Here is a 12,613-nt window from a genome sequence, read left to right as displayed (position 1 = left end):
CGCAACCCGAGTGGTTGCTGAACGAGTTTGCGGACAAATTGAGGCGGTGGTTCGTCTAATCCGCGGCCGATCGTTCAGCGTTCGACATACGACCGTTTGGTGAACGTACCGTCACGCCCTTGCGCGGCCCACGTGCCCGGCGCTGGCGCGCTTGTCGCTGGGGCTGCACTCGGAATTGCGTGCGGCAGCCGTCTTAGAAGGACAGCGCCGCGAAGCTGTGAGCTAGGTTGGCTATGCTTGGAGAAGCAATAGCCGCTTGCGCAGCGATTCCGCCCGTCTTCGATGCGGCTCCACTTGTCATCTTCATCAGCAACGTCTTGAAGATCTTGCCCGCGGCCTTCTCGTCCTTTGCGGCGCGTTTTGCAGCATCCTCCAGCTCCTTCCCTGCTCTACCGAAGAGTTGAGGGCACGCTTTGAAGAACGAACTCTCGTCTAGAACGATTCGCTCACGGTTAAATGAGGAGTCCGTGTAGACGCCTGCCTTTTTTAGCCGGTTGGTGAGTTCGTTTCGCCAGAAGCGATCCTCGACGTTCAGCGTGACTGCCCCGTCACGACTATTCTTCAAGTCAGTGGCCACCTTGGTGACGTTCGCTAGCTTTTCTCGGACGCTCTCTTCAGTTTCGTCAGAGACCGATCGAAGCCTGTAGTTGAAGACCAGGCTGCTTGCCTTGGCCGGCGAGCAGCGCAGTCGTCGGGCTAGATCAAAGGTGTTGGATGTCTCTAAATCTATGATCTTGGACTGTATGAGTTCAGAGAATACGACAAGCTCTAGTTCGGACTTTGGCAGCGACCCAAATGGGGCTTCCATGATCCGATCGTGCATCGCCTCACCGAATTTGGCTAGCTGATCCGGATCAGGCTGATGGTCAGTCATTTTCACTCCCCTTGTTGTCATTTGGATCCAGTCTCACCAGCGAAGAGTTCCGCTTGCTCAAGCACAAGCTCGATCGCCTTCGCCTCGGCATCAGGCGGATAGTCGTACCGAGCAAGAATTCGGCGAACCTTGGACCTCATCGTCGCGAGGACCGACTGCTTGAGGTTCCAGTCGATGGTCGCCGACTGCCGAACCGATCTCACTAGATCCTGAGCGATCGCTTTCAGCGTCTCGTCCCCGAGCTCCATCACCGCAGAATCGTTCTGGGCCACGGCGTCGTAGAACGCGACCTCGTCTTCACGGAGTCCAAGCTCCTCATGACGCTGCTGCGCATCACGCATCTGCTTTGCGAGCTTGACGAGCTCGGCGATGATCTCCGCTGTCGACAGAGACCTGTTGGTGTACCGGTTCACCGCCTCGTCGAGCATCTCCGAGAACTTCCGACCCTGCACGATGTTCTTGCTCTGCACCGTGCGGATCTGGTCATTGAGGAGCCGCCTCAACAGACCCATCTGGAGGTTGGGTCTCTCCTTCTCGGCCAACGAGTCAAGGAACTCATCGCTGAGGATTGAGATCTCCGGCGTCTCCACACCGGCCATCTTGTAGACATCCACGACCTGGTCCGCTGCGACCGCCTCGTTGATGAGTTGACCGAGTGCGGTATCGATCTCCACGGCACCGGAACCACCCCGACCGGAGTCCGGGTTCTGGATCTTGAGAATCGCGGCTCTCACGTCGGTAAACAGACGCACGTCATCCCGGATCGCTGCTGCTTCGTCACGAGCGCCAGCCAGGGCGAAGGCTTTGACCAGTGCGAGGACCACGTCGTTGAACCGCGAGGTGCGATCCGGGTCCGCCATGACGAAGTCGAGGACCTTCGCGTACTCATTCAACCGCTGCGATGCTGTGAGCTCGGGCGAGGAGTCGAAGTTAACGCCATGCAACAGTCCACAGACGACGTCGTGCTTTTCCATCATGACCGCGACCATCTCGTCGATGGGTACACCGGCCTGCTCACGATCCGATGGCGAGTATTCCGACAGAGCGGTCTGCAAGTTGGCGAACACGCCGATGTAGTCGACGATCAGCCCACCAGGCTTGTCACGGAACGTACGGTTCACCCGCGCGATCGCCTGCATGAGCCCGGCACCCTGCATGGTCTTGTCCACATACATCGTGTGCATCGACGGAGCATCGAATCCCGTCAGCCACATGTCCCGCACGATCACGAGCTCCAACGGATCGTCGGCGTTCTTGGCCCGAAGCTTCAGCTCCTTGCGGACGTCCTTGGAATGGATGTGCGGCTGGAACTCTGACGGGTCCGAAGCAGACCCTGTCATGACGACCTTGATCTTGCCCTTGTCGGCTTCGTCCGAATGCCAGTCGGGCCTGAGCGCCACGATCTTCTCGTAGAGGCGCACAGCGATCCTGCGGCTCATCGTCACGATCATGCCTTTGCCGAAGAGAGACTCCCGGCGCTTCTCCCAGTGCTCGACGATGTCTTTGGCCACCAGATCCAATCGTGCCTCGGCACCGACGATTGCTTCGAGCCGTGACCACCGCGACTTTGCTGCCGTCGCTGCGTTCTCCTCGACGGTCTCCGTGATCTCGTCAGCCAGATTATCCAGCTTTGCGAGATCGGCCTCAGAGACGTCGATCTTGGCCAGCCTGGACTCGTAGAAGATCTTGACCGTTGCACCGTCCTCGACAGCCCTAGTGAGGTCATAGATGTCGACGTAGTCACCGAAGACAGACCTCGTCGACTTGTCGTCCGACTCGATCGGCGTGCCGGTGAACCCGAGGTATGTTGCACCCGGCAGTGCGTCCCGCATGTGCTTGGCCAAGCCCGACCTGAGACGACCCTGCCGGTCAAGGGTCTCGCCGAATCCGTACTGGCTGCGATGGGCCTCGTCGGCGATGACGACGACATTGCGTCGGTCAGTGAGCACCGGGTTGCTGTCTCCGTCCTCGCCTGGAGCGAACTTCTGCAACGTGGTGAAGACGATCCCGCCCGAGGCCCGTTTCAGCTTTGCTCGAAGATCTGACCTCGTTGAAGCCTGTACCGGTGTCTCCGGCAAGATCTGAGCCGGGGCGAAAGCCTCACCGAATAGCTGGTCGTCGAGGTCGTTCCGGTCCGTGATGAACACCAGCGTCGGGTTCGCCATCCGCGAATCGCGCATGATCTTCGCGGCGTAGAACACCATCTCGAAACTCTTGCCCGAACCCTGCGTGTGCCAGACGACGCCACCGCGACGGTCACCGTCGGGCCTGGAAGCCTCCACCGTGGACTCCACGGCTAAGTTGACCGCCCAGTACTGATGATACTTCGCCACACGCTTTACGAGAGCCCTGGTGAGCTGTCCGGTCGCTTTGTCGGTGACAGTCTCGTCGCTGAACACGATGAAGTTTTTCAACAGATCGAGGAACCGCTGCCGCTCGAACACGCCCTTGATAAGTACTTCAAGCGCGGAGCGATTGCTGACGACATCGCGCCCGTTGATCGTCTTCCACGGCGCAAAGTGCTCGAATGCTCCCGAGTAGCTGCTCATGACAGCAGAGGTGCCATCAGAGATCACGGTGACTGCGTTCGGCACGAACACCGAGGGGATGTCGTGCCTGTAGGTCTGCACTTGGTTCCACGCCGACTTGAGGGTCGCATGCCCCGCGGCCGGGTTCTTCAGCTCCAACAGCGCCAGCGGCAAGCCGTTGACCATCACCAGCACGTCAGGACGACGGTTCTTTCCGTTCTCCACGATCGTGAACTGGTTGACGGCGACCCAGTCGTTGTTCCGCAGGTGTTCGAAGTCGATCAGCCAAAGTCGAGTCGTACGGAGCTGGCCGTCGTCACCGCGATGCTCCACAGGGACACCGTCGGTGACCAGCCGGTGCAGCCGAGCATTCTCATCAATCGGGCTCTGCGATTCGGCACGACGGATTTGCTTCACGGCCTCATCGACGAGGGCGGGGGGCGTACCCGGATTGATTTGGCGGATCGCTTCACGCAGGCGGCCCCAGAGCACCACGTCCCCGTACGACTGCCGCTCTGAGGCGAGTTCGCCGGGAGCTAAGTCAGGTCCATGCAGCCGGTGATAGCCAAGTTCTGCGAAGTACTCCAGAGCTGCTTGTTCGACGACATTCTCATTGAAAGCTGTCATGGCGTGAATCCTTCCGCCGGGACGCGGATACGACCGGAGAGCAATTCGGGGAGCAGCGTGTCACGCAACGCGGCGAGACGCTGTATCTCGGCGGCGAGCTGGTGGCACCGATTCTCAATAGCGATTAGATCGCTCTCAAGGGCAAGCGCGGATTGGCAAGTGGGAAGTCGAACCAGAAGCTCTGCTAATCGTGCAGCGCTGAGCTCTGTCTGCCCAGTGCTACCTGTCGCTAGCTCCTCAATATCTGATTCTCGATTAAGGAGCGAGTATGCCAATGTAGTCGGCGGGACACACGTCGGGTCCGGCTTAACGACGGAGACATGCCCGTCTACAAACACGTCGCCCGCGTGCCAACGGGCGACTCGCCCCAGCGTCCCGGTACCGGTTGAATTGACAAGAATGTCACCGCCGCTAGCTCGCTTCTCTACCTTCACCTTACGATCCGACATCCTCCGCGCTAGCTGAAGCGAAACCCATCCGTCTCGAATGCACCTCTGGTTGACGACGTACGGTGCAGTTGGGTCGTCATCCGTATATTTGGGGGCCACTCCGCGAGCAATGGAAACTGTGACATCAGATAGCGGAACAGTTCGGCTTTCGCTCAGAATGGCGGATTCGTATCTGGCCTTGCCGAGCGTTCGAAACAATGCTCGCTGCCGTCGATTCGAATCGATCTTATCGTCGAGTGCGCCGAGCGTCGCGGCGATTGCGCGCCAGTGCTTACGCTCTGGGACTTTAACTGTCTTGGACTTCAACGGCCCGGCCGTAATCTGTGGTTGGGCAGAACCGGAAGTTACATCGTCAAACCGCGTGTTAAGGGCCAGATAATAGATAAAATCGTTGTCTTGCTGCGATCCTGCATTTAAGGCCATGGCATTGTTGTTTACCCAAACTGGTTCATTCGGGTACTGAATGAGCCCGCAGTTTGAACCCCGGCATGTAACAAGCGGGACACGCTGAGAATAACTCGCATTGCCGACAAAGCCCAAAATTCCGTTGGCGCCGACAGTAGGAGTGGGGTTTTCAGCGGATCGGACACTAAAAAGTCGGTCTTTCGAAACATACCTTCCTTGCTTGACCGAAACTAGCTCTCCCCACGTAGTTTCAATAATTTCAAAGCTCGATGTCATTTTTCAAGAGCTCCCAGCCGCTGGCGAACTTCATCCTCAAGCTTGTGCCCACGGTCGAACTCTGCGAGCAGTTCGCCGACGACACGCTCGATCTTCTCCTCGATCGGCTCGTCGTCGACCTCGGATTCCTCAGCGCCGACGTAGCTTCCAGGCGTAAGGACGAAGTCGTGCTTCTCGATGACGTCGAGCTTCGCCGCCTTCACGAAGCCCGGCACGTCCTCGTAGGCACCGTGGTGGTTGCGCCAGGCGTGATAGGTACCTGCAATCTTCTCGATGTCCTCATCCGTCAGGACGCGCAGTCTTCGTGACTCCATCGTGCCGAGCTTGCGGGCGTCGATGAACAGTACTTCGTCACGACGTTCGCGATGACCATTTTCGTCGCGGCCTTTCGAGACGAACCACAGGGATACCGGAATGCCGGTGTTGAAGAATAGTCGGTCAGGCATCGCGACGATGCAGTCCACGAGACCGGCCTCGACGAGCTTGCGGCGGATCTCGCCCTCGCCGCTGCTCTTCGACGACAGAGAACCATTCGCGAGGACGAACCCCGCGGTGCCGTTGGGAGCAAGGTGATGGATGAAGTGCTGCACCCATCCGAAGTTCGCATTGCCCTGCGGAGGAGTCCCGTATTTCCAACGAGGATCGTCGCCAAGCTTCGCATCCCACCAGTCCGAGACGTTGAACGGCGGGTTCGCGATCACGTAATCGGCCCGCAGGTCGGGGTGCAGGTCCTCGGTGAAGGAGTCGGCTGAGTGCGTTCCCATGTCGGCTTCGATACCCCGCAGCGCGAGGTTCATCTTCGCAAGTTTCCACGTCGTGTCTGTGAATTCTTGCCCGTAGACGGAGATGTCGGTGCGCTTGCCGCCGTGGGCCTTCACGAACTCGGCTGACTGCACGAACATGCCGCCGGAGCCAGCAGCGGGGTCATACACGCGACCCTTGTACGGTTCTAGCATCTCGACCAGCGTCTTGACCACTGACCGTGGCGTGTAGAAAGCACCGGCATCCTTGCCGGTCTCCTTGCCCGCGAACTGCCCGAGGAAGTACTCGTAGACCCGGCCAAGGACATCGTCGGCACCGTGGTCATCGGTGACCGTGAACCCGATCGAACCGATCAGATCGACCAGCTCGCCCAGGCGGCGCTTATCGAGGCCGTCTCGACCGTAGTTGCGCGGGAGGACACCCCGAAGGGATGGGTTCTCCTTCTCGATGAGGTCCATCGCCTTGTCCAGCTCCTGGCCGATCCCCGACTGCTTGGCCAGCGACTGGATGTGGCCCCAACGGGCGAACTCTGGCACCCAGAACACGTTGTGGCTTGTGTACTCATCGCGCTCTTCGAGGAACGACTCGATGCGTTCCGGCTTGATGCCGTCGGCTGCCAGCTCATCTTTGAGGTCGACGCGGCGCTCATCGAAGCGGTCCGAGACGTACTTGAGGAAGACCAGGCCGAGGACCACGTGCTTGTACTCGCTGGGCTCCTGGTTGCCGCGCAGTTTGTCAGCAGCATCCCATAGCGTCTGCTCAAGCGTCTTGGACGGTTTGGCCTTAGCGGCTCGTCGTGCCATGTGTTGCCCTCTCTTGCACGCTTGGATCGCGTGACGAAGTACTGCCTCTGAAGTTTCTTCTACCATATCCGCAGTTCACAGTGGTGCACTCCTGCCGCGCCGCCGAACGTGACGTCAAGGCTGTACTAACACTGCGTCGTTGGCCGCCAGAGGCGTCCCGGGTTCTCGGGTGCACAAGCACAGACCATGTGCCTTCACCCCTGAGAACGGAGATCACCATGACTGCACAGTCCAATGCCGAAGCCCACGCCCGTGAGTTTCACTGGTTCAAGGGCGACCCTGATCTCAGCGAGGAAGAGGCTCGATTGCACGATCTCATCGCCTTGCGCAATGCCACGACTGAACTCATCCGGGAGCAGCGTGATCTGCTCGGCTACTACGACTCTGACGAAGAACTGTTCGGGCACGAGTACACAGTCGAAGAGATCGTCGACATCGTCGACGGGGCCGGACTGCTCACCGACAGGGACGACATCCGCGCCCGTGTGCTGCGCTTCATTGGCGCCGAGACTCGTCCTTCGGATGGCTGACCGTCCGACGGCGTGTCTGCTCTCTGTACCGCAAGATCCTTTCTGTCGAGGTTGTCTCGTTGGGGTCCGGCGGAGACCGGCCCTGCGTCCTGAACGGAACAATGTGCGCCCGTCTAGGCGCATGTAGTTATTGCCACGACACTGGTAAGTCGGCCGCGCGTAGCGCGGCTCGGGAGTTCTCCCGGTGAGCAGAGCCCGTCTGTTCACAGTCGAACAGGAGAACACGCCATGACCTGGACCACGATCCGAGAAAACGCACTGCTCAGTCTGACCAGTCTCGACCGGGCAGGAGAGATCCGATACGACAGTCGACAGCACGCACTAGTGCTCATCGACCCCACAACTGAGGAGGAAGAGGTACTCACTATGAACCTCCTCAGCTCCGGCTACGTCGCCGAACCTGGTGAAGTCTTCGTCAAGGACTGGACCGAGCACTCTGGCCTGGCTGCTGCGCTCGTCGCTGCCCGTGTGGCAAACCATGTCGAGAGCCTACGAGTGGGTCCCCACGGTGGGACAGCCCATCGATTGCAGATCCTCGACGAGACCAAGTGCGTCGACGACTTTCCCGGCGTCTCCACCACCGGTCGCGATCCTGTGTTCGAAGAGCAGCTTGCCGCAGCTTCCAAGAGGGTCGCGTACCTCGATCAGCACTGATCACTCGGGAGGATCAAGAACGAGCTGCTGTTCTTTCCCGACCTTGGGGTCGGCAGAGTCGTCTACTGCTCTGCCCACGGGGTCCTGCCCATCTCTGAAGTGGTGAGGACAAGGCGGTGACTGCCCTGCCGCCAGTGTGGCTGATGGCCCGCCGGGGGGCGGGCCCGGGGGCATGGGCGAAGGAGACGTCCCTCAGACCGAATCTACCTAGGAGGTTCACATGTCCGCTATCACCGAAGTCCAGCCTGTCGGGCTCGCCCGGCTTCGGCAGATCGACCCTGTCGCGGCGCTGTCCTTCGCGTTCGGCATCGTCGGGCTCGCAATCGTCGCCGTGCCACTTGGGCACGTCGCCCTGCACCGGTCCACGTCCCGGAAGGACAACGTCGCTCGCACCGACAGCCGGCTGATCGCCGTGTTCGGCCTCATCGCCGGGTACCTCGTCATCGCTGTCGTGCTCGCGCTGGCCACCGCGGCCGCAATCACCTACGTCAAGGAGGCGTCATGAAGCGCTCAGACAGCTACCGCCGCGTCGCGGCCGCACGAAGGGAGCAGGCACAGAAGCTGCGCACGATCGCGAACCAGCTGGTTGCTGGCGGCGACGACCCGCTGGACGACCTCGGGCTGCTGAGGCTGGCTGAGATCCAGATCGAACCGACTCGGAAGGCCATCGTCAAGGAGGCCAAGACCGATGGCTTCGACTGGCAGCAGATCGGCGACATTCTGTGCATGAGCGCGGAAGACGCCGAGCTGCTCTACGGAGATAAGGAGTCCTGACGAACACAGAAGATCCCCGGGGGCATCCGCCCTCGGGGATCTTCTTTTCCTCGTCGACTGGCCGGCGTCTACCGGGTCTTGGGGCCTCCCTTCCGTCCGCGCCGCCGCTTGGCCGCATCCGCACGGCGCTTGACAGTCTGCGCCTTGCGCACACCGTCACGAGCGGCCGCCGTGCTGCCACTGCGGCGAGCCTGAGTCGGAGTCGACTTGGCTGCCGGCTTCGGCTGAGCCGCCTGATTCGGCGCGGTAGGACGCGGTGCTGCGGGACGCGGAGCCGGGGGCTTGGGCGTCTGCTTCGGAGCCTGCTTCGATCCCTGCGAGGTCGACCGAGCCGGGGTCTGGGTACGATCGCCGCCACCGTTGCCACGGCGGGTCGGGGCCGAGCCTGAGGGCTGACCCGAAGGTGCCTTCGGTGCCGACGACTTCGGGCTGCTGGGAGCCTTCGGTGCCGAGGCGGAAGGAGCCATGCCGCCGGTCGACGGGGTCTTGCCCCCACCGGTCGGTGCCTTGCCACCGGAGCCTCCTCCGACGCCACCAGCCGCGCCAGCAACACCGGAGACGGTCTTACCCGCGCCGGAGACCTGCTGACCCTGCTTGATCTGCTGCTTGCGCTGCTTGTCCGCCTGGGTGTTCTGCGAGTCGAGGCTGGACTTGCCAACATCCGCAGACGCCTGACGGGAGCGAGCATCGGCCGAGGCGGACTGGCCACCATGGTCGAGAGCATCGCCCGCAGACTTCGCAGCTCCCGCCTCATCACCAGCCACAGCACGACCGGCTGCCAGAGCACCATGACCAGCAGCCTGAGCACCCTCAGTGCCAGCCGAGAGCTTCGCCTGGTCAGCCTCCTTGTACCCCTCCTGCGAGTCCTGCATCGAGCCGGACGCCGCGTCCATGGCATCGCCGTCACCCACGGCAGGCTGTTCGATGTTGCCACCTTCGGCCCCGCCATCAGCGGCGGGTTCGTCGATGCTGCTGCCGTCAGCACCACCCTCGGCACCATCGGCTGCGTCACCCGTCGGGTTCGACAGACCGCTGCTCTCGACCTGCTTGCCGAGCTCAGTCTCACTGGCCGGGTCCGAGCCGTCAGCGCCCGCGGAACCGTCTGCACCGCCCATGGGCGAGCCGGAGCCCTGAGAGCCCTCTGCCGCCTGAGCGGCAGCACCCTCAGCAGCGCCACCTTCGGTGTCGTTGCCTGCCAGAGCCATGGTTCCATCGGAATCGAGTGCGCCATCAGTGTCGACGTCGCCTCCGAGGAAGCCACCGCCCTCGGGGCCCGGACCGTCGGGGGCGACGGCACCGGGACCGTTGGTGCCACCGGTGTTCGAGCCCGAAGGCTTCTTCCCACCGCCACCGCCGCCGCTCATCATCCGGTTACCGACCGCAGCACCGGCCCCCGCCGCAGCACCACCGGCGAGGGCAGGCATCATCCCGCCACCACCTCCGGGTGCACCGACCGAAGAGTCCACGAACTTCTCGACGATCTTGGTCGTCGCCTCCTCGATGGCCTTCACGATCGACTTGCGGGCACGCAGAGCCATGACCGTGAACATGATCGTCAATACGATCGCGGCCAGCGTGATGATGATGGCGATCAGGCCACTGGAGCCCAGGTACAGCATCAGAGCATTGCCCTCATCACCGTTGTTGAGCACGCCCGCGAAAGGCTTCTCGAAGATGGACGGCAGAGCGATGAGGAACTCCTGGACGAACTTGTACAGGAAGATCGTGATGATCACTTCCATGATCAGCGCGATCGAGTACACGATGACCTTGGCGATACCCGCGATGGCTCCCAGCGTCGCGAAGGGGATCGCCGTCACAAGCTGGAGACCACGACGGAGGTTGCCCATGATCATCGAGAACGCGTAGCCGAAGCCGATGAGCACGAACGAGCCCAGCAGCACGACAGCGTTGAACCAGTAGATGAAGCTCATCGTTCCGGTTCCGACCATGCTCACCGAGTTGTGGACCGAGCGCGTTGCTTCGGAGCTCGAACGGCCCGAAGAGTACGTGTGAAGCGACGTCGAGCCGAAGTCCGTGTTGAGGTAGTTGTACATCGCCAGCGGAGCCAGGTTGCACGACATAGGCGCACCACCGGGAGTAGAGAGCTGGCGTCCGCACTCGCCGACATCGCCTGCCGTGTAGAAGGCGAAGTTGCTGTCGGTCCGACCCGACTCCTGGTTGAGCGTCAGGCCCGTGCCGTCAGCCGTGACCAGCAGCGGGTTCACGTTCGGAGCAACAGTCTTGTCCGGCTTCGCCGAGTCCTCGGGGTCCTTCATGTAGCCCTCGAACCAGTCGGGGGCCAGCTCACGCGCCTCAGGTGAGAGCGTGGACTTTGACTCGGTCTCGAACGCAGAAGCCGACACCTGCTCGTTGCCCATGTAGCGCCACAGCATCGACATGATCTGGCCGTACTTGACCTCGTTCCAGTCGGTCTCGCCGCCACGGATGGCTTCGCCCCATGCCACGTCCTCGTCGGTTCCCACAGCCTCGACACCAGGCAGGTCGAAGACCTGGGCGTTGATGAGCAGCGCCGTGTCGCGGACATTGGCCTGCGACGCACCGGAGGGCTGATTGCTGAGGTTGTTCCACTCGATGGTGGCACCCTCAGGGACCATCAGACGCTGATCGAGAGCCCAGCCCTCGAAGTCCACGTAGGTGGAGAGCACGACCTTGGTCGAGCCGGCGTTGCCGTCATCGGTGGCGTTGTTCATGGCGCCCAGGGCGCCGGTGTACATCGAGCCCAGCAGAGGCAGGCCCAGTCCGATGAACAGCAGGCGGATGAAGAGCTTCTTCAGACCCGAGCCCTTGTCCATCTTCTTGAACAGCAGAATGCCCATGACGAAGGTCGCCATAAAGATCGGCACCAGCACCGTCCAGGACAGCGAGTTCAGCACCTGGTACCAGCCGCCGACCCACTCCGCGAGAGAGCCGAGGAAGCCAGGAGGTCCTTCACCACCGGTCATACCGTTGGCGAACTGGGGGCTCACCGCGTTCACACCCACATAGAAGAGCTTGAACGGGTTGAGCCAGTCCATCACCGTGAGGACGATCGAGAACAGCCCGTCGACAGCTGCCGTGAGGATGTAGAGCAGCATGATCACGCCGCCGAGCATGGTGTTGAAGAAGCCCAGCGACAGACCGGTGCTGGTCGAGTCCAGGCCCATTCCGTTGAGCGTGGCTCCGAAGTAGGAGTAGTGCTGTGCACCGCTGAGCCCACCGATGCCCGTGCCTTCGTCGAAGGTCATGAGCGTGCCGTAGCCGATGGCGTCCGAGGACTGTGCCGTCTTCGAGTTCAGCCAGCCGGCGATGGGGTTGAAGTCGCTGTCGACGTAACCGACCATCGACCCACCGCTGGACGCGTTGGTGAAGACCGTCGGCCAGCCCGTATCGGTGAGATCGAGCTTCGACTTCGGCTTGGTCGCCTCAGAGAACAGTGCCGTCACCGAGGAGCTCAGCCGGTAGAAGTTCATCGCCGCGACATCCTCAGCCTCATCCTCCTGGGCAAAGGCGCCCGAGGCAGAGCCGAGCACCAGAGTGATCGGGATGATCAGCATGAGCGCCAGCGCGAGTACGCGCCGGGGCGTCCAATTCCTCCAGGCGCGGATGCCCGGCGTGTGCGTCTGGGTGATGGCGCTCATCAGGCCACCCCCGAGTCGGTGGAGTGCAGCCCGGCACGAAGCCAGGTCTCTACGGCGGGGCGCGGATAGAGGATCGTCCGGCCCTGCTTGATGTGGTCAGGCATTTCGCCGCGGCGACGGCGTTTGCCGAGCCAGTCGCGGGTCCAGCCGAGACGCTCTGCGAGGTCTGCTTCGGAGATGAGGCCCTCGTCGAGCAGCCCGCGAGGCTGCGAGGCCGCTGCCGTTGAATTGTTGTCGTCCATGAGGTCTTCCCGTCATTGACACCTACGGGCCGCGGGACAGCGGTCCGC

10 protein-coding genes are annotated in these 12,613 nt (G+C 61.7%); 4 read left to right on the top strand and 6 right to left on the bottom strand.

All coding sequences use genetic code 11. The annotated features are described in order from the left end of the window. Nucleotides 1-193: 193 nt before the first annotated feature. From EB836_RS06495 to EB836_RS06480, 4 genes are read right to left on the bottom strand one after another with little or no spacing between them, the layout of a single operon-like run. Entirely contained in the window at nt 194-874 is a 681-nt protein-coding gene (locus EB836_RS06495) for a hypothetical protein (protein WP_135538701.1), read from the bottom strand. Between the two features lie 17 nt (nt 875-891). After that, nucleotides 892-4,029, bottom strand: a complete 3,138-nt coding sequence (locus EB836_RS06490) for a type I restriction endonuclease subunit R (protein WP_135538699.1) — start codon at nt 4,027-4,029, stop codon at nt 892-894. Continuing rightward, entirely contained in the window at nt 4,026-5,159 is a 1,134-nt protein-coding gene (locus tag EB836_RS06485) for a restriction endonuclease subunit S (protein ID WP_135538697.1), read from the bottom strand. Before EB836_RS06485 ends, EB836_RS06490 begins: the two co-directional genes overlap by 4 nt. Further along, a complete protein-coding gene (locus EB836_RS06480; protein WP_135538695.1) occupies nt 5,156-6,724 on the bottom strand; it encodes a class I SAM-dependent DNA methyltransferase in 1,569 nt (522 codons plus the stop codon). Before EB836_RS06480 ends, EB836_RS06485 begins: the two co-directional genes overlap by 4 nt. Nucleotides 6,725-6,942: 218 nt before the next feature. On the opposite strand from EB836_RS06480, the gene EB836_RS06475 reads away from it, so the two are divergent. From EB836_RS06475 to EB836_RS06460, 4 genes are all read left to right on the top strand, one after another. Next, entirely contained in the window at nt 6,943-7,254 is a 312-nt protein-coding gene (locus EB836_RS06475) for a hypothetical protein (protein ID WP_205683319.1), read from the top strand. Nucleotides 7,255-7,482: 228 nt separating this feature from the next. Then, complete coding sequence (locus EB836_RS06470) at nt 7,483-7,908, top strand: hypothetical protein (protein ID WP_135538693.1); 426 nt, start codon at nt 7,483-7,485, stop codon at nt 7,906-7,908. Between the two features lie 220 nt (nt 7,909-8,128). Continuing rightward, nucleotides 8,129-8,413: a hypothetical protein gene (locus EB836_RS06465; RefSeq protein ID WP_135538691.1), complete on the top strand. Its 285-nt coding sequence runs from the start codon at nt 8,129-8,131 to the stop codon at nt 8,411-8,413. Beyond that, nucleotides 8,410-8,682, top strand: coding sequence for a hypothetical protein (locus tag EB836_RS06460; RefSeq protein ID WP_135538689.1), 273 nt, complete (start codon nt 8,410-8,412; stop codon nt 8,680-8,682). Before EB836_RS06465 ends, EB836_RS06460 begins: the two co-directional genes overlap by 4 nt. 68 nt (nt 8,683-8,750) lie before the next feature. Here the strand turns inward: EB836_RS06460 and EB836_RS06455 are convergent, their stop codons facing one another. Both EB836_RS06455 and EB836_RS06450 read right to left on the bottom strand, forming a co-directional pair. Next, nucleotides 8,751-12,323 (bottom strand): hypothetical protein, encoded by a 3,573-nt coding sequence (locus tag EB836_RS06455; protein WP_135538687.1) that lies wholly within the window; start codon nt 12,321-12,323, stop codon nt 8,751-8,753. Continuing rightward, nucleotides 12,323-12,565, bottom strand: a complete 243-nt coding sequence (locus EB836_RS06450) for a DNA-binding protein (RefSeq protein WP_135538685.1) — start codon at nt 12,563-12,565, stop codon at nt 12,323-12,325. The genes EB836_RS06455 and EB836_RS06450 overlap by 1 nt, the downstream gene beginning before the upstream one ends. Between the last annotated feature and the right edge of the window lie 48 nt (nt 12,566-12,613).

The organism is Brevibacterium sp. S111 (assembly GCF_004745075.1).
Classification (GTDB): domain Bacteria; phylum Actinomycetota; class Actinomycetes; order Actinomycetales; family Brevibacteriaceae; genus Brevibacterium.
Note: the sequence above shows the minus strand (reverse complement) of the source record. Positions and strands in the feature narration are given on the sequence as shown.

Excerpts from the sequence above, each read along its gene's own strand:
- EB836_RS06495 (WP_135538701.1), bottom strand. The coding sequence starts at position 874 with ATGACTGACCATCAGCCTGATCCGGATCAGCTAGCCAAATTCGGTGAG.
- EB836_RS06490 (WP_135538699.1), bottom strand. The coding sequence starts at position 4,029 with ATGACAGCTTTCAATGAGAATGTCGTCGAACAAGCAGCTCTGGAGTAC.
- EB836_RS06485 (WP_135538697.1), bottom strand. The coding sequence starts at position 5,159 with ATGACATCGAGCTTTGAAATTATTGAAACTACGTGGGGAGAGCTAGTT.
- EB836_RS06480 (WP_135538695.1), bottom strand. The coding sequence starts at position 6,724 with ATGGCACGACGAGCCGCTAAGGCCAAACCGTCCAAGACGCTTGAGCAG.
- EB836_RS06475 (WP_205683319.1), top strand. The coding sequence starts at position 6,943 with ATGACTGCACAGTCCAATGCCGAAGCCCACGCCCGTGAGTTTCACTGG.
- EB836_RS06470 (WP_135538693.1), top strand. The coding sequence starts at position 7,483 with ATGACCTGGACCACGATCCGAGAAAACGCACTGCTCAGTCTGACCAGT.
- EB836_RS06465 (WP_135538691.1), top strand. The coding sequence starts at position 8,129 with ATGTCCGCTATCACCGAAGTCCAGCCTGTCGGGCTCGCCCGGCTTCGG.
- EB836_RS06460 (WP_135538689.1), top strand. The coding sequence starts at position 8,410 with ATGAAGCGCTCAGACAGCTACCGCCGCGTCGCGGCCGCACGAAGGGAG.
- EB836_RS06455 (WP_135538687.1), bottom strand. The coding sequence starts at position 12,323 with ATGAGCGCCATCACCCAGACGCACACGCCGGGCATCCGCGCCTGGAGG.
- EB836_RS06450 (WP_135538685.1), bottom strand. The coding sequence starts at position 12,565 with ATGGACGACAACAATTCAACGGCAGCGGCCTCGCAGCCTCGCGGGCTG.